This window comes from Cupriavidus sp. GA3-3 (genome assembly GCF_000389805.1).
Lineage (GTDB): Bacteria > Pseudomonadota > Gammaproteobacteria > Burkholderiales > Burkholderiaceae > Cupriavidus > Cupriavidus necator_D.
Genome location: NZ_KB944470.1, coordinates 107,940 through 126,596, shown reverse-complemented (window position 1 = coordinate 126,596; position 18,657 = coordinate 107,940). Strand labels below are relative to the sequence as shown.

19 protein-coding genes are annotated in these 18,657 nt (G+C 67.1%); 7 read left to right on the top strand and 12 right to left on the bottom strand.

Annotated elements, in window-relative coordinates; all coding sequences use genetic code 11:
- Positions 1-69: 69 nt before the first annotated feature.
- From C265_RS09660 to C265_RS09645, 4 genes are all read right to left on the bottom strand, one after another.
- Complete coding sequence (locus C265_RS09660; RefSeq protein ID WP_010809727.1) at positions 70-1,080, bottom strand: tripartite tricarboxylate transporter substrate binding protein; 1,011 nt, start codon at positions 1,078-1,080, stop codon at positions 70-72.
- Between the two features lie 114 nt (positions 1,081-1,194).
- Positions 1,195-2,253, bottom strand: coding sequence for a 3-keto-5-aminohexanoate cleavage protein (locus tag C265_RS09655; RefSeq protein ID WP_010809726.1), 1,059 nt, complete (start codon positions 2,251-2,253; stop codon positions 1,195-1,197).
- 50 nt (positions 2,254-2,303) lie between these two features.
- On the bottom strand, positions 2,304-3,146 hold the full coding sequence (locus C265_RS09650) for a TauD/TfdA family dioxygenase (RefSeq protein WP_010809725.1): 843 nt from the start codon (positions 3,144-3,146) through the stop codon (positions 2,304-2,306).
- Between the two features lie 12 nt (positions 3,147-3,158).
- Entirely contained in the window at positions 3,159-4,139 is a 981-nt protein-coding gene (locus tag C265_RS09645; RefSeq protein ID WP_010809724.1) for a quinone oxidoreductase, read from the bottom strand.
- A gap of 161 nt (positions 4,140-4,300) precedes the next feature.
- Here C265_RS09645 and C265_RS09640 point away from each other — a divergent pair, with 161 nt between their 5' ends.
- Positions 4,301-5,299 carry an AraC family transcriptional regulator gene (locus C265_RS09640; protein ID WP_037024002.1) on the top strand — a complete coding sequence of 333 codons (999 nt, stop codon included), beginning with the start codon at positions 4,301-4,303 and terminating at the stop codon, positions 5,297-5,299.
- 10 nt (positions 5,300-5,309) lie between these two features.
- Here C265_RS09640 and C265_RS09635 read toward each other — a convergent pair whose 3' ends face one another.
- Positions 5,310-5,729, bottom strand: coding sequence for a PaaI family thioesterase (locus tag C265_RS09635; RefSeq protein WP_010809722.1), 420 nt, complete (start codon positions 5,727-5,729; stop codon positions 5,310-5,312).
- 306 nt (positions 5,730-6,035) lie between these two features.
- Between C265_RS09635 and C265_RS09630 the strand changes: the two genes are divergently transcribed.
- Together C265_RS09630 and C265_RS09625 are read left to right on the top strand one after the other, a co-directional pair.
- On the top strand, positions 6,036-7,442 hold the full coding sequence (locus C265_RS09630; RefSeq protein WP_010809721.1) for a selenium-binding protein SBP56-related protein: 1,407 nt from the start codon (positions 6,036-6,038) through the stop codon (positions 7,440-7,442).
- Positions 7,439-8,104 carry a hypothetical protein gene (locus C265_RS09625; protein ID WP_010809720.1) on the top strand — a complete coding sequence of 222 codons (666 nt, stop codon included), beginning with the start codon at positions 7,439-7,441 and terminating at the stop codon, positions 8,102-8,104. Before C265_RS09630 ends, C265_RS09625 begins: the two co-directional genes overlap by 4 nt.
- Before the next feature lie 9 nt (positions 8,105-8,113).
- Here the strand turns inward: C265_RS09625 and uraD are convergent, their stop codons facing one another.
- A complete protein-coding gene (gene uraD / locus C265_RS09620; RefSeq protein ID WP_010809719.1) occupies positions 8,114-8,632 on the bottom strand; it encodes a 2-oxo-4-hydroxy-4-carboxy-5-ureidoimidazoline decarboxylase in 519 nt (172 codons plus the stop codon).
- Between the two features lie 124 nt (positions 8,633-8,756).
- Positions 8,757-9,701, bottom strand: coding sequence for a LysR family transcriptional regulator (locus C265_RS09615; RefSeq protein WP_010809718.1), 945 nt, complete (start codon positions 9,699-9,701; stop codon positions 8,757-8,759).
- Positions 9,702-10,091: 390 nt separating this feature from the next.
- On the opposite strand from C265_RS09615, the gene C265_RS09610 reads away from it, so the two are divergent.
- Genes C265_RS09610 through uraH (C265_RS09600) form a run of 3 tightly spaced genes read left to right on the top strand, consistent with a single transcriptional unit; the run spans position 10,092 to position 12,316 of the window.
- Positions 10,092-11,438 (top strand): MFS transporter, encoded by a 1,347-nt coding sequence (locus tag C265_RS09610; RefSeq protein ID WP_010809717.1) that lies wholly within the window; start codon positions 10,092-10,094, stop codon positions 11,436-11,438.
- A 1-nt stretch (position 11,439) separates the two neighbouring features.
- On the top strand, positions 11,440-11,949 hold the full coding sequence (gene uraH, locus C265_RS09605) for a hydroxyisourate hydrolase (protein WP_010809716.1): 510 nt from the start codon (positions 11,440-11,442) through the stop codon (positions 11,947-11,949).
- Between the two features lie 31 nt (positions 11,950-11,980).
- Positions 11,981-12,316, top strand: coding sequence for a hydroxyisourate hydrolase (uraH, locus tag C265_RS09600; protein WP_010809715.1), 336 nt, complete (start codon positions 11,981-11,983; stop codon positions 12,314-12,316).
- Between the two features lie 65 nt (positions 12,317-12,381).
- Here uraH (C265_RS09600) and C265_RS09595 read toward each other — a convergent pair whose 3' ends face one another.
- Positions 12,382-12,828 (bottom strand): helix-turn-helix domain-containing protein, encoded by a 447-nt coding sequence (locus tag C265_RS09595; RefSeq protein ID WP_010809714.1) that lies wholly within the window; start codon positions 12,826-12,828, stop codon positions 12,382-12,384.
- A 103-nt stretch (positions 12,829-12,931) separates the two neighbouring features.
- Between C265_RS09595 and C265_RS09590 the strand changes: the two genes are divergently transcribed.
- Entirely contained in the window at positions 12,932-14,179 is a 1,248-nt protein-coding gene (locus C265_RS09590) for an MFS transporter (protein ID WP_037024000.1), read from the top strand.
- A gap of 48 nt (positions 14,180-14,227) precedes the next feature.
- Here C265_RS09590 and C265_RS09585 read toward each other — a convergent pair whose 3' ends face one another.
- Genes C265_RS09585 through C265_RS09570 form a run of 4 tightly spaced genes read right to left on the bottom strand, consistent with a single transcriptional unit; the run spans position 14,228 to position 18,655 of the window.
- Positions 14,228-15,214: a tripartite tricarboxylate transporter substrate binding protein gene (locus C265_RS09585; protein ID WP_052181609.1), complete on the bottom strand. Its 987-nt coding sequence runs from the start codon at positions 15,212-15,214 to the stop codon at positions 14,228-14,230.
- Positions 15,215-15,273: 59 nt separating this feature from the next.
- On the bottom strand, positions 15,274-16,035 hold the full coding sequence (locus C265_RS09580; protein ID WP_010809711.1) for a cupin domain-containing protein: 762 nt from the start codon (positions 16,033-16,035) through the stop codon (positions 15,274-15,276).
- A gap of 14 nt (positions 16,036-16,049) precedes the next feature.
- Positions 16,050-16,877 (bottom strand): GntR family transcriptional regulator, encoded by an 828-nt coding sequence (locus tag C265_RS09575; protein ID WP_010809710.1) that lies wholly within the window; start codon positions 16,875-16,877, stop codon positions 16,050-16,052.
- On the bottom strand, positions 16,874-18,655 hold the full coding sequence (locus C265_RS09570) for an acyclic terpene utilization AtuA family protein (RefSeq protein WP_010809709.1): 1,782 nt from the start codon (positions 18,653-18,655) through the stop codon (positions 16,874-16,876). The genes C265_RS09575 and C265_RS09570 overlap by 4 nt, the downstream gene beginning before the upstream one ends.
- Positions 18,656-18,657: the final 2 nt, after the last annotated feature.

The following is an 18,657-nucleotide window of genomic DNA, read 5'->3' as shown; positions in this document are numbered from 1 at the left end:
GCGCGCCATGCAGAAAGCATACAACTTTGCTGAACGATTCGCCGAGGCCCGCGCAAGGCGGGCCGCCCCCTACTCCGGCACGAAATGTATCGACCGCAGCAACTCCGCCTGCCGCTCATGGGCGGCGCGCGCATCCCTGGACAGGGCCTCGCTGCTGAGCGGCTGCCCGGCGTCCATGCCCATGGCCTCCACGCGCTCGCGGTAGCCGGGCTGCTGCACGATGGCCAGCGTGGCGTTGCGGATCTTTTCCTGCACCGCCGCCGGCACGTCCGGCGGCAGCCACACCCCCATCCAGCCGGGCTCCGTCATCGCCGGGAAGCCGACTTCGGCGAAGGTCGGCACATCCGGCAGCGCGGGGATGCGCTTGGGATACGCCACGGCATAGGCCTTGAGCTTGCCGGACTTGATCAGCGGCAGCGACGTGGCCAGGCCGTCGAACATCAGCGGCACATGGCCGCCCATCACGTCCTGCAGCGCGGGCGGCGATCCCTTGTAGCCGACATGCTTCATATCCACGCCGGCCAGGCGGTTGAACTGGACGCCGATGGTCTGGCCGCGCATGCCGGCGGCATAAGAGGCATAGTCGATCTGCCCGGGCTTGCTCTTGATGTAGGCAAGCAGTTCGCTGAAGTTCTTCGCCGGCAGCTTGGGGTTGCCCACCAGCACCAGCCCCGTACGGGCCACCTGGGCAACAGGTTTCAGGTCCTTGAAAGGATCGAACGAGACCTTCAGCGCCAGCGGCGTTTCGGAAACGATGCCGCCCTGGATCAGCAGCAGCGTATGTCCGTCATGCGGTGCGGAAAGCAGTGTGTTGACCGCGATCGCGCCGGCGCCGCCCGGCTTCTGCTCGACGATCACCGGCTTGCCCAGCGACTGCGTCAGCCCCTCGGCCAGCAGGCGCCCGAGGATATCGGCGGTGCCGCCGGCGGGGCCGCCGACCACGATCCTGACCACCTTGGTCGGCCACGCCTGAGCCTGGGCGGTCGATGGGAGCGCAGCCGGCAGCGCCACCGACAGCGCCAGGCCGAGCATGCATGACAGCGACGCCCTGCGGCGCGCCGACGGTTGTGCTTGATTCATGGTTGTCTCCGAATGTTCGAGGGTTGTTCAGGGCAGCAGCCGGCTTCATCGTGAGCCGGTGATCTGCCACCCCTGCCCTTCTGCTGGCGCATCGCCAGTGCCGACCGACCCGGGTCAGGCGGCCTTGCGCAGGAAGCCCTGATTGCCGCCATTGCGGTTCGGCGCGAAGCCGTTGGCCTCCAGCGTCTCTTCGACCGTGTCGTAGAACACGCCGATCTTCTGGATGTCGCGCGCTTCCTGGGCCGTTGCCACCTTGCGGCCGAATTCGCCCGCGATGCGCACCAGCTGCTCGATCTGCTTCACCGTGCTCATCTTGGCCGTGCGCGACTGGTTCCAGAGGCAGTCCTCGGTTCCGCACCGCACATGCAGGCCCAGGGCAATCCCCATCATGTTCACAGGCAGCACGTTGCGCACGGAGCTTTCGACGGTCAGCACCGCGCCATCCGGCACGGCGCGGACGATGTTGGCGAGGTTGAAGACGCTCGGCGCATCCATGCCGCCGCTGATCGCCACCCAGTTCATGACCAGCGGGCCCTTGTACACGCCGCGCCGGATCAGCCGCTCAACGGATTCGAAGCTATTGATGTTGTAGCACTGGAATGCGCTCTGGATGCCGGCAGCGGACAGGCGGCGGATGTGCTCTTCGACCCAGCCAGGCTGGGCGGGAACCGTCATCTCCTTGTACGCGTTGAAGATCGCGGGGTTCTCGCGCGAGGTGCCCTTGAAATCCGCGAGCTCCGCGTGCTCCGTCACGTTCATCTGCGACGTGTTCACCGTGACGGTCACCTGGTCCGGAACGGGGTCGAGTTCGGCAAGCATGTGGCGCGTGTCGTCGGAAAGCCACTTGGCGGCATCCCCCTCGTTTTCCGGCGCGAAGCTGATCGAACCGCCCACCTGGATGACCATCTCCGGCACCGCCTTGCGCACCCCGGCGATCAGCTCGTTGAACTTGGACAGACGCTTCGAGCCCTTGCCGTCGAGTTCGCGCACATGCAGGTGCAGCACAGTCGCGCCGGCGTTGTAGCAATCCACGGCCTTCTGGATCTGGTCTTCCATCGTCACGGGGATGTCTTCCGGGAAATCGGAGGGCAGCCAGCCCGGTGCGTACGGTGCCGCGGTGATGATCAGCGGCTGCTGGTTTTCAGGGAACAGGGATCCATCGAGGTAGTGCACGGCATGTCTCCATTGATAAAGGCACGTGGCCTGGCGGCGGCTGGTGCGCCTCAGAACGGCTTGTCGCCGATGATGGCGGCGCGCTCCATCTTGCGCGGCGCCGGCCAGTAGTCCTGCACCGCGTAGTGCTGGGTGCAGCGGTTGTCCCAGATGGCCACACTGTTGGGCTGCCAGCGGAAACGCACCTGGTATTCGGGAATCGCCGCCTGGCTGATCAGGTAGTTCAGCAGATGGCTGGCGCCCGGGGTCTTGTCCTGTCCGTAGCGCACGTTCTCGGGCGTATGGAAGTTGGCGAAATGCGTGGAGAAGCCGCAGACGTAGAGCGCCTTCTCGCCGGTTTCCGGATGCGTGCGCACCACCGGGTGCTCGACCATGGGGTACTGCGCGGCAAGGCTGGCGCGCTTTTCCGGGCTCATCGCCGCGCCGAACGAATGCTCGATGCTGTGCTTGGCGCGCAGGCCGGCGATGCGCTGCTTGATTTCCTCGGGCAGGTGTTCGTAGGCCGCCGCCATGTTGACCCAGATGGTGTCGCCGCCGACCGGCGGGCATTCGATGCAGCGCAGCACGCAGCCCATGGGCGGGGTTTCGCGCCAGCTGCCATCGGTGTGGTAGCTGTTCTCGTAGTTCTCGCGCTTGTCGCTGCGATAGATCTGGACCAGCCCTGGATGATCGGGATCGCTGCCGGCGACGGGATGGTCTTCCAGTTCGCCGAAGCGGCGCGCGAACGCCACGTGGTCCGCGCGGGAGATTTCCTGGTCGCGCAGGAACAGCACCTTGTGCGTGAGCAGCAGGGACTTGATCTCGGCAAACAGCGCGTCGTCGCGCGCGGCATCGGCCAGGCTGACGCCGCTGACTTCGGCGCCGATATTGCAGGTAAGCGGTTGGGCTCGCATGGGGACGCTCCTTTACAGCACAAAGATCGAAGACCCGGTGGTCTTGCGTGATTCCAGGTCGCGGTGGGCCTGCACGGCATCCTGCAGCGCATAGCGCTGGTTGATTTCGATGCGGATACGGCCAGCGGCAACGTGGCCGAACACCTCGGCAGCCAGTTCGGCTTTTTCGGCGGGGTCCGCAATGTAGTCGGCCAGCGCCGGACGGGTCAGGTAGACCGAACCCTTCCTCGCCAGCAGCTGCGGATCAAACGGCGGGATGGTGCCGGAGGCCGTGCCGACGCAGACCATCAACCCGCGCCGCTTCAGCGAGTCCAGCGAGGCCATGAAGGTGCTCTTGCCCACGCTGTCGAAGACCACGGACACGCCCGCGCCATCGGTCAGCTCCCGCACCCGCTTTGCCACGTCCTCATGGCTGTAGTTGATGATGTGGTCGCAGCCATGGGCGCGCGCCACCTCTGCCTTGGCCTCGGTCGAGACGGTGCCGATCACGGTCAGGCCGAGCAGCCTGGCCCATTGCGAGACGATCAGTCCCACGCCGCCGGCGGCCGCGTGCAGCAGGATGGCTTCGCCACCCTGGAACGGGTAGATGCGGCGCATCAGGTAGGCGGAGGTCAGGCCGCGCATGGTCATCGCCGCCGCGGTCTCGAAGCTGATCGCTTCCGGCAGGCGGATCAGCGGTGCGGCGGGCACCAGGCGCTCGGTGCTGTACGCACCCAGGGTGTTGATAAAGCCGGTGTATGTGACGCGATCGCCCTCCGCGACATGGGTCACGCCCGGCCCCACCGCCTGCACCACGCCGGCTGCCTCCACGCCCATGCCGCCGGGCAACGGCACCGGGTAGGTGCCGTTGCGGAAGTAGGTGTCGGCATAGTTCAGCCCGACGGCGGCGTGGCGGATCCGTACCTCGCCCGGGCCCGGGTCGCCTACCTCGGCGTCCTCATAGCGGAGGACTTCGGGCCCTCCGGTCTCGTACATGCGAATGGCTTTTGCCAAGGCTGTCTCCTGATTGTCGTGTCCTGCCCGCGCCGCTATCATTGGCGCGACGGTAACGATTGTCAGACAGCCATGGCGCGGCACCCTTGACCGATCGCGCCAGGATTTGACATTTGATGACGGACACGACCGACGCCCCCACCCACTCTCGCGGCAGCCTTATGACCGTCCTTGTTCGCAGCGCTTCCCTGACCAAATACCTGGAGATTGCCCGGGGCGCGGGCCTGGATCCGGTGCGCATGGTGGCCCAGGCCGGCCTGGACCAGGCCTGCCTGTACACCCCGGACCTGCGCATCCCGGAAGCGCGCCTGGCCGAAGTGCTGGAGGCCTCGGCCCGGGTCACCGCCTGCCATTCGCTTGGCCTGATGGTGGGGGAATCGTGGCGCCTGTCAGACTTCGGCCCGGTCAGCCTGCTGCTGCAGCACCAGCCCACGCTGCGCCACGCGCTGGCGGAGATCGAGCGCTACCGCCACTGGCTCAGCGACTCCATCTCCATCCTGGTCACGGAATATCCCGAGATCACGGTGCTGCATGTGACGTTGCAGACTGGCCGGCACCAGCCCGGCAGGCAGGCCGTGGAGCTGACCGTTGCCGCCCTGTACAGCCTGATCCGCGCCATCCTGGGCGCGTCCTGGAAGCCGCACAGCGTGCACTTCGCCCATGCGGCGCCGGCCGACCTGCAAATCCACAGGCGCCTGTTCGGGCAACACATTGAGTTCGGTTCGGAGTTCGACGGGCTGGTGCTCGCCAGCGGCGACCTGGATCGCATCAACCCGCTGGCCGATGCCAGCCTGGCCGGGTATGCCAGGGGCTTCCTCGACCTGCAGCCGGGGGCCGGCAAGCCTTCGATCGCTGCCGAGGTCCGGCGCACCCTCCACCAGCTGTTGCCGCGCGGGCGCGGCGCGGTGGAACAGGTCGCGCAAAGCCTTGGCATCAGTCCGCGTACGCTGCAGCGCCAGCTGGAGCAGGATGGCGACACCTTCTCCGCGCTGGTCAATGAGGTGCGCCGCGAGCTTGCGCAACGCTACCTGCAGGATCCGCAGCGGCCGCTGGCCCGGGTCGCCACGCTGCTGGGGTTTTCGGAACCGAGCGCATTCTCGCGCTGGTTCGCGGCACAGTTCGGCAAGTCACCGACACGCTGGCGCCAGGACGGCGCCTGAGACGGGCTGCCTACTTCAGGTACTTCATCGTGGCGACGCCGGTTGCCACCAGCAGCTCCCCATCCAGCCACACCTCTGCGCGCGAGAAGAAGATCGAGCGCCCGCGCCGGTCGACCATGCCCTTTGCGGTCAGCAGCTTGCCCGTGCCGTTGCTCAGGAAGTTCGAGGTCAGCGACAGCGTGACCGCATGACGCGCGGCCTCGCCCGGCGCCGAGTAAAGGCCCGAATAGCCAGTGGCGGCGTCGAGCAGGGTGCAGATGGTGCCGCCATGCACCACCCGGCTGCGGTTGAGCATATTGGGCGCGAGCGGGAGCTCAAGTTCCACATAGTCGTCGCGCCACCGGGTGATCCTGACACCGATGCTCTCCAGTGCCGGATTGTCCAGGCAGAACTCATCATCGCCCTCACCTTGAGATTTCACCGCATCCATTGCTTGGGTTTCCATTTCGCTGATCGTTTCGCTGATACCGGTGTGGCGCGCGTTGCGCGCGCTGGCCCGGAACCCCGTTTCTGCTTGATTTATGGCTTTTCGTAAATCTCTATTTCACGAAGCGAATCTTTTGCCAGCATGAATAAGCCCCCTGGGGGTTATTCACTTGCCGCGCCTGCGCCGCCTTTGACTCGGTATTGAGAACGACCTAGGCTAAGTAGGCTTACCCTGCACCTTGGCCACGCGCCAAGGGCAAGTGATGTACCGGCGACGTTGCGACGTCCTGCAAAACCAGGAGGGCTCCCCATGAACATGCGGCCAGATCCGACATTTCACGCCTCGCCGGAACTCGCGATCAGCGCACCAGCGGAATCATTTGCTTATACGGTGCTGCTAAGCCCCGACGCCTCGCAGCCAGACGCGCTCGCGGTGATCGACGCCAAACCCGGCTCGCCCACCTACAGCCAGGTGGTGCATACCGTGCCGATGACCAACAAGGGCGACGAGTTGCACCATTTCGGCTGGAATGCGTGCTCGTCGTCGTTGTCGCCGCTGACCGGCCACGCGTTTCTCGAACGGCGCTACCTGATCATTCCGGGCATGCGCTCTTCGCGCCTGTATATCATCGACACCAAGCCGCACCCGACCCAGGCACGGATCCACAAGATCGTTGAGCCGGACGAGATCTTCCGCAAGACCGGCTACTCCAGGCCCCATACCGTGCACTGCGGGCCGGAGGGCATCTACGTCAGCACGCTCGGGGGCGGTGGCCCGGATGGCACGGACGGCGCGCCCGGCATCTTCATCATGGACTGCGAGACCTTCGACGTGCTCGGCCGCTGGGAAATCGACCGCGGCGAACAGGAGAAGCACTACGACTTCTGGTGGAACCTGCCGCGCGACTACATGGTGTCGAGCGAATGGGCCCTGCCGCCGCAGTTCGAGAACGGTCTGGTGCCCGAGGACCTGCTGGGCAACCGCTACGGGCACAAGCTGCATTTCTGGGACCTGCGGGCGCGCCGCAACGTGCAGACCATCGACCTGGGCGCCAACCACCAGATGGCGCTGGAAGTCAGGCCTGCGCATGATCCGATCCGGGAATACGGCTTTGTTGGCGTGGTGGTCGATACCACCAACCTGGAGGGCTCGATCTGGACCTGGTGGCGCGAAGGCGGCAAGTTCCACGCCGAGAAGACCGCAACCATCCCCCCCGAAGCCGCCGATGCAAGCCTGCTGCCGCCGCTGCTGCAGGGCTTCGGTGCCGTGCCGCCGCTGGTGACCGATATCGATCTGTCCCTCGACGACAAGTTCCTCTACGTGTCCTGCTGGGGCACCGGCGAAATGCGGCAGTACGACGTGACCGATCCGCGCAAGCCCAGGCTTTCTGGGTCGGTCCATATCGGCGGCATCGTCCGGCGCACGCCGCATCCCAACGGCAAGCCATTCGCCGGCGGCCCGCAGATGGTCGAGATCAGCCGCGACGGCAAGCGCGTCTACTGGACCAACTCGCTCTACTCCACCTGGGACAACCAGTTCTACCCAGACGGCATCCCCGGCACGCAAGTCATGGCGCATGCCGGCCCGGACGGCGGGCTGACGCTGGCCGATGACTACTGGGTCGAGTTTCCGGAAGGCTACCGCGCGCACCAGATCCGGCTGGAAGGCGGCGACTGCTCGACCGACTCGTTTTGCTATCCCTCGGTCAAGGCTTGACCGGTCACGCCTGGGAACAGATCGGTCTCTGGTCGGCAGTGCTGGCCAGCGGCCTCTATCACGGCATCAACCCGGCCATGGGCTGGCCGCTGGCGGTATCGAACGGCTTGCTGGCGCATAGCAGCCGCGCCCTCCTTGCCGCGCTCGGGTACCTGGCTTTCGGGCATGCGCTTGCGGTATTGGCGGTGACGCTGCCTTTCGGCATGCTGGCGGCCCTGGTCGCCTGGCAAGCGCAGATCCGCATCGGCGCCAGCGTGCTGCTGATCGGCTGCGGCATCGTGCTGCTGCTCAGGCGAGGCCACCCGCGCGCACTGGTGCGCATCGCGCCATCGCGGCTGGCGCTATGGTCGTTCGCGGTGGCGATCGCGCATGGCGCCGGCCTGATGCTGGTGCCGATCTATCTTGGCCTCTGCCGTGCCGAGACGGACCTGGGGCACCAGGCCGCCGCCACGCTCGCCAGCGCCAACCTGGGCATGGCGCTGCTGGTTTCCGTCATCCACACCCTGGCCATGTTCGCCGTGGGCGGCGCCATGGCGTGGCTGGTCTACCGCTACCTGGGACTGAAGTTCGTATCGCGGAGCTGGTTCAACCTGGAGGCGGTCTGGGCCGCCAGCCTCATCCTGGTGGGGATGCTGGCGCTGGCGCTTGAGGCCTTTGGATAGGCGCTGGCCTCAACCGGCCAGCCGCGCCGCCAGCCGCCCTCGCGTGATCGCGGCGATCTGTGCCAGCGCTTCGTCAAGCTCCTGCTGCGTGCTGCGGCCAAGCCGGCGTTCGAACGCGGCGAAGATGCCTTCGCGGGTGTAGTGGCGCACGCAGATGATGAACGGGAAGCCATGGCGCGCCTGGTAGTCCGCGTTAAGCTGGTCCAGCGCGGCCTCTTGCTGCGCCGACATCGCGTCCAGGCCGGCGCTCTTCTGCTCGGCGTTGGAATCGGCGGTCATCGTGCCCGCGCGGATATTGCGTGCCGACAGCTGCGGGTGCAGGTTCAGGAAATCGCGCTGGCGCGGTTCGTCAAGCTTGCGCACCACGTCCATCATGGCGCCATGCAGCGCCGTTGCCGATGCGAACGGCCGCTGCGCCCAGGCGCCCTCGGCAGCCTGCGGAAAGTGTTCGAACACGCTGCCGAAGGCATCGGCAAAGGCCGCTTCGTCCAGGGCGTTGACCGACGCCAGGTCGAGTGGTTGAGACATGGATGCTTCTCCCGTAGGGATCCCGCGCATGGGGAATCATTGGATACGGGGCCGAGTATAGGAACGGCCCGCCGCAGCGGCGAGAGCCCGCGCCCTATAGATCCCATAACAGAAACCGATACCGCTAGCGGCGCATATCGCGCAGGTCGCGCAGCTCCTGCGAGGCGGCGGTCAGCATGCCGCGCAGCCAGACGTGCGCGGCCGAGCGGTGGCGCGACGGGTGCCATAGCTGGTAGAAGCGCATGAACGGGAACTCGATCGGCGGCTCCACCACCGCAAGCGGCACATGCTGCGCATGGTAGTTGGCGAAATGGCGCGCGGTGGTCAGGATCAGGTCGGTGCCCGGGATCAGGCTGGGCGCCAGGTTGAAGTAGGGACAGCTGACGCGGTTGTCCCGGTGCACGCGCATGGTGCTCAGGCCGGCATCGACCAGGCCGCGCTGGTCGCGCGAATACGGCGTGGGCACGATATGCGAGGCGCCCAGGTAGGCCTGGGCCGTAAACTTGCCGGGCTGCGCATGCACGCTGTCCTGCGCCACCACGCACACCACCTCGTCTTCCAGCAGCACCGACAGATGCAGGTGCTCAGGCGGGTTGGGCCAGTTGCCGATCACGATGTCGACCGTCCCCGCCGACAGCGCCTGCTCGTAATCGAAGGTGGCCCCCAGCGGCAGCGCCGACAGCCGCGCGTGCGGCGCCGCACGCCGCACCGCGCGCACCACGTGCGCGAAGAACGGCGGCGCCAGGTAATCAGGCATGGCCACCACGAAGCTCTGCTCGGTGGTGGCGGGATCGAAGCGCTCGTCCGAGACCAGCAGGTTGTCCAGCGCGCTGAGCGCGGCCTGGGCATTGCGCGCCAGCTGCAGCGCGCGCTCGGTCGGCACCATCACGTTCTTCTCGCGCGTGAGCAGCGGGTCGTTGAAGATCGCGCGCAGGCGCTTGAGCGCGGCGCTGATGGCCGGCTGCGACTGGTTCAGGCGGATCGCGGTGCGCGACACGCTCTGCTCGGCGATCAGGATGCACAGCACGCGCAGCAGGTAGGTATCGAACGGGTCGTCGGCGCGAATCATGTTGGGTCCGTGGCAGCAAAAGTGGAGGCCTGGCGGGTGCGGCCGCCGCCGCTCCGGGCGGCAACGCCATGCCGGGCAATGGCAACTTTGTAGCGTGTCGCGCACCGCGCGGCAACCGGTACAACCCGCACGAGCCTGCCCGATGCGCGTGCGCGCACCCCGGAAAACGGCCCGCCTAGGGTAATCCATAGGTCCGCCCGGCCCCGGCCGGAGCACCCGCAAACCCGCGCCACACAAGGGATTGCAGCCCATATCGGTGCTGCTATGGGGCCTATACCAGCCCCCTCGTTTCGCATTGGCGGGCCATTCATATACTTGCTCCCAACCCGGCGGACGGCATGCACCGCCGCCAAGCAAGACCTGGCAGAACACGACAAGACAGGAGACATCATGTCGATCACGAAACAAGGCATCCCGGTATTCGCCGGCACCGCCGACGACGCCGAGGACAGCGTCTACCGCAAGGTAACCTGGCGCCTGCTGCCCTTCCTTGGGGTGCTGTGGGTACTGGCCTGGCTGGACCGGGTCAACATCGGCTTCGCCAAGCTGCAGATGCTGGACGCGCTGCAGTTCAGCGAGGCCGTGTACGGGCTGGGCGCGGGCATCTTCTTCCTTGGCTACTTCTTCTTCGAGGTGCCGTCGAACATGCTGCTGCAGAAGATCGGCGCCAAGAAGACGATCATGCGCATCACCATCTGCTGGGGCGTGATCTGCATGCTGCAGAGCTTTGTCACCACGCCCACGCAGTTCTACATCCTGCGCTTCCTGCTGGGCGCGTTCGAAGCCGGCTTCTACCCGGGCGTGATCCTGTACCTGACCTACTGGTATCCGTCGCAGCGCCGCGCGCGCGCCTTCGGCACCTTCATGTCCGCGTCGGCCATCGCCGGCGTGCTGGGCGGGCCGCTGGCCGGCTGGATCATGACCGGCATGGCTGGCGTGAGCGGCATGCACGGCTGGCAGTGGCTGTTCATCCTGGAAGGCATCCCGTCAGTGCTGGCCGGCATCTTTGCCTGGTTCTACATGACCGACAAGCCGGAGCAGGCGCGCTGGCTCTCCGACGACGAGAAGCGCGTGCTGCAGGACGCCCTCAAGCGCGACAACGCCGCCCTGGGCGAGCGCGGCCACGACTGGCGCACGCTCTTCACCAACCCCAAGGTGTGGCTGCTGATCGCGATCTACTTCTGCCTGCTGTGCGCCAACTCGACGCTGACCTTCTGGATCCCGACCGTCATCAAGGACGTGGGCTTCACCACGCCAATGGCGGTGGGCTGGATCGCGGCCGTGGCCTACCTGTGCGGCGCCGCCGGCATGATCCTCAACGGCGCGCATTCCGACCGCCGCAATGAAGTGCGCTGGCACTTCAGCGGCTCGGCGCTGGTCGGTGGCGGTGCCATGGCGGTGCTGGCCGTGCTGCTGGGCGCGCAGGTGCTGTCGCCGGTGATCGCACTGCTCGCCATGACTGCCGCGCTGGTCGGCACCATGAGCGCCATCCCCGTGTTCTGGCAGCTGCCTAACCGCTACCTGGCAGGCAGCGCCGCCGCGGTGGGCGTGGCCCTGATCAACTCGGTGGCCAACCTGGCCGGCTTTGGCGCGCCTTATGTGATGGGGCTGATCAAGAACACCACCGGCAAGCTCACCTCCGGCCTGTACCTGGTGGCGGTGATCGAGGTGCTGGCCGCGGTGCTGGTGCTGGCCGGCATCCGCAAGCTGGGCAAGCACGGCAAGCAAGGGGCCTGACATGGACAACCATAGCTTCGATCCCACCCGCCGGCGCTTCGCGCTGCAATCGATGACGCTGGGCGGCGGCGCGCTGCTGGCTGGCGCCAGCTGGGGCGCAACGCCCGATGCGGCGGCCCCCAACCAGACCGCTGCACCGGTGCAGCAAGGCGGCCTGAGCCCGCGCCTGACGCTGCACGCGCTGGACACCTATAACGGCACGCCCGCGGCCGGCATGCGCGTGGAGATGTTCCGCATCGACAATGGCCAGCGCACGCCGCTGCAGACCGTCACGCTGGCCGCCAACGGCCGCAGCGAACCGCCGCTGCTGATCGGCGACAGCTACCGCACCGGCACCTATGAGCTGATCCTGCACGCGGACGAGTACTTTGCCGCGCGCAAGGCCAGCCTGCCGCAACCGTCGTTCCTGTCGAAGATCCCGCTGCGCCTGCGCGTCACCGACGCCAGCCAGCGCATCCACCTGCCCGTGCTGTTCGGGCCGTGGAGCTACAACTACTACCGCGGCAGCTGACGCCGCGGCCCAACCCGGAGACCAACGCATCATGGCAGGCATCAGCACACATGTGCTCGACGTATCCCTGGGCCGCCCCGTGGCCGGCATGCAGGTGGAACTGTTCGACGTTGCCACCCAGCCCCCGCGGCTGATCGCGCGCACCCGCACCAACCACGACGGCCGCACCGACGCGCCGATGCTGCCGCCGGCGCAGGCGCGCACCGGCGAGTTCGAATTGCGCTTCTGGGTAGCGGACTACTTCCGCACCCCCGACGTGTTCGCCGATATTGTTCCCGTGCGCTTTACCATCGCGGACGCCGCGCAGCACTACCATGTGCCGTTGCTGTGTTCGCCGTGGAGCTTCGGGACTTATCGGGGCAGCTGAAGGCAGCAGCAGGTCGCCCGCGCTGCAAAGCGCGGCGACTGTTGACGACCTCGCCGCCGCCCCTCCTAGCGCGGCTTGCGCACTTCCGTTTCCCCGGGCAACAGCACATCACCGTCGCTGGTCCGGGGTATCATCAGCGGCACCGGCTTCCCGGTCCGCTTCTCCACCATCAGCGAGCGCCGCTCGCCGCGCGCAAACAGATGTTGTTCGCCCCATTGGCGCAAGGCCAATACGATGGGGAACAGGCTCTCTCCCTTCTTCGTCAGCACATACTCGTGATACGCGCTGCCATCGGAAGCCGGCTGCGTCGTCAGGATGCCGGCTTCCACCAGCCGGCGCAGGCGGTCGGACAGGATGTTGCGCGCGACCGCCAGGCTGCGCTGGAAGTCGCTGAAGCGCCGCATGCCGTCGAAGGCATCGCGCACGATCATCAGCGACCAGCGCTCGCCGACCAGTTCCAGGGTACGAGCAACGGGGCAGGTTTCATCGCTCGGGTCTTTGCGGGTGGCCATGTCTTGGTTGCCTTGGGGCTGTGCAGCCCGTCAATGTAGTTGCATTTTAAAACCAGTACGCTTACGCTTCAACTGGTTTTGTTTTGCAACCACATGGACTGGTATGAAAACCTCCCCCGCTACGCCGGTGACGGCACCGCCTCCGACTTGCCCTGCGACACCGTGTGCGAACCTGCCGCGCGGCGCGGTGCTGCTGTTCGCCTGCGCCAGCGGCCTGAGCGTCGCCAATGTCTATTACGCCCAGCCGCTGCTGGATGCGCTGATGGCGGATTTCTCCATCAGCGCCGGGGCCATCGGCGGAGTGGTCACCGCCACCCAGCTTGGCTGTGCCCTGGCGCTGCTGTTGCTGGTGCCGCTGGGCGACCTGGTGCAACGCCGCCGCCTGATGCTGGCACAGGTGCTTGCCCTGGCCGGCGCGCTGGCTGCCGTGGCGCTGGCGCCGTCCGTTACGGTGCTGCTGGCGGGGATGCTCCTGACCGGCTTGCTCGGCACCGCCATGACCCAGGGATTGATCGCCTATGCGGCCGCGGCTGCAGGACCGCATGAGCGCGGGCACGTGGTCGGCACCGCGCAGAGCGGTGTCTTTATCGGACTGCTGCTGGCGCGTGTCGTGGCCGGCGGCGTCAGCGACGTGGCCGGGTGGCGCAACGTCTATGTCTGCGCCGCAGCGGCGATGCTGGTGCTTGCATGGCTGCTATGGCGCACGCTGCCAGTGGTGGCCAGCGCCGGCCAGCGCATGCGATACGCCAGCCTGGTCGCATCGATGTTCCTGCTGCTGCGCCGCGACCGGGTCTTGCAGATCCGGGGAACGATCGCGCTGCTGATGTTCGCGGCGTTCAACATCTTGTGGAGCGCGCTGGTATTGCCGCTGAGCGCTCCGCCCTATGGGCTCTCGCATACGGCCATCGGCGCCTTCGGGCTGGTTGGCGCGGTGGGCGCCCTGGCGGCTGCGCGTGCGGGGTGCTGGGCGGACCAGGGCTTCGGGCAGCGCACCACGCTCGCGGCACTGGTGCTGCTGGTGGCGGCCTGGCTGCCGCTGTCATGGCTGGAGACCTCGCTGTGGCCGCTGGCCATCGGCATCGTGCTGCTCGACCTGGGCGGCCAGGCCATCCACGTCACCAACCAGAGCATGATCTTCCGCACCGATGCCGCGGCGCACAGCCGGCTGGTCGGCGCGTACATGCTGTTCTACGCGGCGGGCAGCGGGCTGGGCGCGATTGCCACCACGGCGGTCTATGATGCTGCCGGCTGGCGGGGCGTGTGCGCGCTGGGCGCCGTGGTCAGCTTGCTGGCACTGGTGTTCTGGGCCGCTACCCGGCGCTTCATGCCGGCGCAAGCACCTGAGGTGTAGGGGCAGGCCTGCAGGAGGCGTTCTGCGCATCAACGCCCCCCCTCTACGTCACTCGGGCTCGATTCCCGCTGCCTTGATCACCTTGGCCCATTTCAGGGTCTCGCTGCGGACAAAGGCGGCCAGTTCCTCGGACGTCGATGGCGCAGGCTGACCTCCGGTGCGGGCAAAGTAGTCGGTGGCAGCCGGCCCGGTCAGGCCGTTCCGCATCAGTTCGCTCATGCGGTCCACCACGGGCTTCGGCGTCCCGGCCGGGAAGAAGGCCGCCGACCATGCCACCATCTCATAGCCGGGCAGGCCGCTCTCAGCCATCGTGGGGACATCCTTGAGTACCGGATTGCGCTGCGCAGTGGTCACCGCGACCGCGCGCAGCTTGCCGCCCTGGATCAGCGTCATGGCCGGAGAAATATCGGAGATCATGAAATCGATCTGGTGCCCCATCAGGTCGGTCAGGGCCAGCGGCACCCCTTTGTAGGGCACATGCAGCGCCTGCACGCCGGCCAGCATCTTGTAGAGCTCGCTAGCGATGCGGGTCGACGAACTGCCGCTGGCAAACGTCAGCGTCCCATTTCTTGCCTTGGCCAGCGCCGTCAGGTCTGCCAGCGTGCGTACCGGACTGTCGGGCGGCACCACCAATACCAGCCCGCTCTTGGCGATCAGCGATGCCGGGGCGAAATCCTTGATCGGGTCATAAGGAAGCTTCTTGAACAAGGACGCATTGGCAGCATGCGTGGTGTTGGTCGTCACCAGCATGGTGTAGCCGTCGCCGGTTGCGCCGGCCACGGCCTTGGCAGCAATGAAGCCGTTGGCGCCCGGACGGTTGTCCACCACCACGGGCTTGCCCGTCTGCGCGGTGATCCGCTCGGCGACAAAGCGCGCGCTGCTGTCGGTGCCGCTGCCCGCGGGAAACGGCACGATGACGCGGACTGGCTTGTCCGGATATTGGCTGGCGTCCGCGGCCTGCGCCGTCGCGGCTGTGGCCGCGGCCAGCGGCAACAGCAGCCCGATGGCCACTTTACGCATGCATGGATGAATCATGGTCTGTCTCCTCGTGCCTTTGGCATCTGTTCATTGTCTGGGCCCTGCGCGGGCCGGATTCAGGGCACCGCGTCGTGCGCCCGCACCAGGATGGCCTCGCACGGGCCACCTTGCGCCGCAAAGCTGAAAGTGCCGCCCTCCGGCACAAAGACCCAGTCCCCCGACGTCGCGGTGAACTGCTGGTCGTTGATCTCGCCGCTGACCGAACCCGACTGCAGGAACAGCACCTGCTCAGTCGCCGCCACCGAGTGCGCTTCGGCACCGCCCGTGGCTTCGAGCTCCAGTGCGCGAATATCCAGATGCCGAGCGCCGACCGTGTCGCGCGTAATCACGGGTCTGGCACGGACGCGATGGTAGTGAGGCAGGCTTTGGGCCGCCTCATGCATCGGCACCTCGCGCAAGCTGTCCGCCTGCGCGCTGCTGCGGGGATCATCCGCTGCGCTGGCCACCACGGCCGCGTTCGGGTTTTCGCTGTACGGTGGGGCGTACACCACCATGACCTGCACCGGCTCGTCGCTGACGACCTCGAAGCGGTGGAATACGCCCATCGGATTGAAACCCCAGTCGCCCGCACGCAGGGTGCGCGCCCTGCCGGCGACCTCGCCGATGCCCTCGCCCGTCAGCAGGTAGGACGCCTGCTCCAGGTTCGGATGCGCATGGGGCAAGGCGCCATGGCCGCGAGAAATCGTGCCCAACAGCACTTCGATGCGCCGCGCGCCGACCGTCTCCCTGCCGATCACGCGCTGGTTGGCGGTTCCGGTATGGTTGGCCGGGGAATAGGCGGGCACATCGGCGGCGCGTCGTACGAATTGCGATGTCATGCGTTGTCTCCTGGTTAGTCGTCTTGCCGGGCAGCAGCTTTCGGCACGGCCAGTTCGGGGTAGCGCTCGGTAAGCTGCGCGGGCATCTCCACGTCGAGGATGAAGCGGTCGCCGCGGTACCAGAAGCGGCCCGCCGTGAGCACGTTGCCGTCGATATCCAGCGTGGTACGGACAATGCGCGCGACCGGTGCCGCGAAGGCATAGTCCAGGTCGCGCGCCAGCATGGCGTCGGCCGGCTCAACAGTCATGGTCTGGCGCATCGTGCCAAGCCGGTCCCCCACCTGCTCCCGCAGCAAGTGGGCAATCTTGTGATGCTTCTCAGCGCCGCGCGGGAACCTGGCGAACACCGCGTCGGCCACATACAGCTCGATCAGGCAGAACGGCATCCCGTCATGCACGTGCAGCTTGCGCAGCATCACGTAGCGGTCCATCGGCGCGCCGCAGGTGGCAAGGCCGGGCGGCAGGGTCATGTTCTTGCGCTTTTCCAGGATGCGGATCTCGAGGCCGCTGGCGCCAACCGAGACATCGTTGATGGCCGAGCGCATGCCTTCGCCCGGGCCGGACGGCACCATGATGACGTGCGTGCCGCGCCCGCGCTGGCTGCTGATCAGCCCTTCCTCGGTCAGCAAGGCAAAGGCCTGCCGCACGGTGACCTTGGCAAGGCCGTACGCCTGCGCCAGGTGCTCGACCGTGGGCAGCTGGAACCCGACCGGATACTCGCCGGCGACGATCTTGTGGCGCAGCACGCTTGCCAGTTGCCGGTAGCGGGTCACGCCGCCGGCGTTATCGTCGGCCAGCGCGATGCCGTCATTGGCTGCGACCTTGGCGCTGGCGCGTGTCATGACAGCAGGCTCCGCGGCACGCGCACCGGCATCGTCAGCAGGATCTGCGCCATCCCCTTGCCTAGCGGGTCATTGCGCAGCGATGCCATGCCGCCGCCATCGAGCGCCGACTCGCAGACAAAGTTCATCGCGTCGAAGCCCGGCAGGTCATAGCGCGAGACCGGCCCCAGCACCAGGTGGCCCAGCCAGTCGGCCACGCGCGCCGCCGTGACCTCGGCGCGCAGCAGCGGGAGGTATTCCGGCCGGCGCGCAATCAGGCCGATATTGGAGATATCGCCCTTGTCGCCGCTGCGCCCGTAGGCAAGCCGGACCAGGGGGACTTCAATGCGGTCGCCACCAGCAGGGATGGCGGCAGCCTGCGCCGCGGCGGGGGCGGCGGCGTCCGTCGCTGCGTGCCCGGCCGGGATGGAGACGGCAGTCCACACGCCATCCATGACCACCGTCGGCGACAGCGCACCCTTGTCCAGCAGGAAGGCGTATTGCCGGATCGATGGCGACGGGCTGGCGCGTCCGCCGCCCGATCCCGTGGTGCCGGGCGACCAGCTCGTGCCGGCCGCCGCGATTTCGCGGGCGAATAGTTCAAGCGCCGCCTTCTCGGGATGCGTGACCGCAAGCCGCATGATGGCCTCGCGGGTATGGCGCGCCGCAGCGTGCGGCCCGAAGCAGGATTCGGCTCCCAGCACTTCGACCCGGGTGCGAGTGTAGTCGCCCCAGCCGTTTTCCGCGAAGAGCCTGCGCGTGCGGGCCAGGATGGCCTCGGCCGTGCGCTCGGCCTTGGCCGCCGCGTCAATGCCGACGATGGTCAGCTGAGCATTGCAGCGGAAGCCTTCCATATAGGTGGCACTGACCTTGTAGCAGTTGCCCGGCGCACGCCCACGGGCGCCGCGCACCTCGACCAGGTCCGGCCCGGCCTGGCGCAGCGCCACCTGCGTGAAATCGCAGGTCACGTCCGGCAACAGATAGGCCGAAGGGTCGCCGATCTCGTACAGCACCTGCTCGCCCACCGTGGCAGTTGTGACCAGTCCGCCGGTAGCGGGTGGCTTGCCCACCAGGAAGCTGCCGTCCGCCCGGCACTCCACCACCGGATAGCCGATGTTCGGCCAGTCCGGCACCTGCTCCCAGTCGGTATGCAGCCCGCCTGTCGCCTGGCAGCCGCACTCGATGATGTGGCCGGCCAGGCTGCCCTGCGCCAGCCGGTCATAATCGTGCGCCTGCCAGCCGAATTCGTGCATCAGCACGCCCAGGGTCACCGCGCTGTCCACGCAGCGGCCGGTAATGACGATCTGCGCGCCCTGGTCCAGCGCCTTGCAGACCGGCAGCGCGCCGAGATAGGCATTGGCGCTGACCAGCTTGTCCGGCAGCGGCAAGCCCTTCTGCATGTCGGTGATGCCTGCCTCGCGCAGCGATGCCACCAGCGGCATGACATCATCGCCCTCGACCACGGCGATGCGCACCGCAATGCCCTGCTCGGCGGCGATCGCCGCCAGCGCCTGCGCGCAGCCCTGCGGATTGATGCCGCCGGCATTGCTGACCACGCGGATGTTGCACTCAACGATCTCCCGCAACAAGGTCTTCATCGTCACCGTGACGAAGTCGGTGGCGTAGCCAAGCTCCGGCTTGCGCAGGCGAGCCGCGGCCAGCACGGACATGGTCAGCTCCGCAAGGTAGTCGAACACCAGGTAGTCGATCCCGCCATGGCGCACCAGTTGCGGCGCGCCCACGCTGCTGTCGCCCCAGAATCCGCAAGCGCCGCCGATGCGCACTGTCTTGTCATGCATGG

What these genes read in the sequence shown, in the direction of transcription:
- C265_RS09660 (WP_010809727.1), bottom strand. Translation starts at nt 1,080, where the DNA reads ATGAATCAAGCACAACCGTCGGCGCGCCGCAGGGCGTCGCTGTCATGC.
- C265_RS09650 (WP_010809725.1), bottom strand. Translation starts at nt 3,146, where the DNA reads ATGCGAGCCCAACCGCTTACCTGCAATATCGGCGCCGAAGTCAGCGGC.
- C265_RS09640 (WP_037024002.1), top strand. Translation starts at nt 4,301, where the DNA reads ATGACCGTCCTTGTTCGCAGCGCTTCCCTGACCAAATACCTGGAGATT.
- C265_RS09635 (WP_010809722.1), bottom strand. Translation starts at nt 5,729, where the DNA reads ATGGATGCGGTGAAATCTCAAGGTGAGGGCGATGATGAGTTCTGCCTG.
- C265_RS09630 (WP_010809721.1), top strand. Translation starts at nt 6,036, where the DNA reads ATGAACATGCGGCCAGATCCGACATTTCACGCCTCGCCGGAACTCGCG.
- uraD (WP_010809719.1), bottom strand. Translation starts at nt 8,632, where the DNA reads ATGTCTCAACCACTCGACCTGGCGTCGGTCAACGCCCTGGACGAAGCG.
- C265_RS09615 (WP_010809718.1), bottom strand. Translation starts at nt 9,701, where the DNA reads ATGATTCGCGCCGACGACCCGTTCGATACCTACCTGCTGCGCGTGCTG.
- C265_RS09610 (WP_010809717.1), top strand. Translation starts at nt 10,092, where the DNA reads ATGTCGATCACGAAACAAGGCATCCCGGTATTCGCCGGCACCGCCGAC.
- uraH (WP_010809716.1), top strand. Translation starts at nt 11,440, where the DNA reads ATGGACAACCATAGCTTCGATCCCACCCGCCGGCGCTTCGCGCTGCAA.
- uraH (WP_010809715.1), top strand. Translation starts at nt 11,981, where the DNA reads ATGGCAGGCATCAGCACACATGTGCTCGACGTATCCCTGGGCCGCCCC.
- C265_RS09595 (WP_010809714.1), bottom strand. Translation starts at nt 12,828, where the DNA reads ATGGCCACCCGCAAAGACCCGAGCGATGAAACCTGCCCCGTTGCTCGT.
- C265_RS09590 (WP_037024000.1), top strand. Translation starts at nt 12,932, where the DNA reads ATGAAAACCTCCCCCGCTACGCCGGTGACGGCACCGCCTCCGACTTGC.
- C265_RS09585 (WP_052181609.1), bottom strand. Translation starts at nt 15,214, where the DNA reads ATGATTCATCCATGCATGCGTAAAGTGGCCATCGGGCTGCTGTTGCCG.
- C265_RS09580 (WP_010809711.1), bottom strand. Translation starts at nt 16,035, where the DNA reads ATGACATCGCAATTCGTACGACGCGCCGCCGATGTGCCCGCCTATTCC.
- C265_RS09575 (WP_010809710.1), bottom strand. Translation starts at nt 16,877, where the DNA reads ATGACACGCGCCAGCGCCAAGGTCGCAGCCAATGACGGCATCGCGCTG.
- C265_RS09570 (WP_010809709.1), bottom strand. Translation starts at nt 18,655, where the DNA reads ATGCATGACAAGACAGTGCGCATCGGCGGCGCTTGCGGATTCTGGGGC.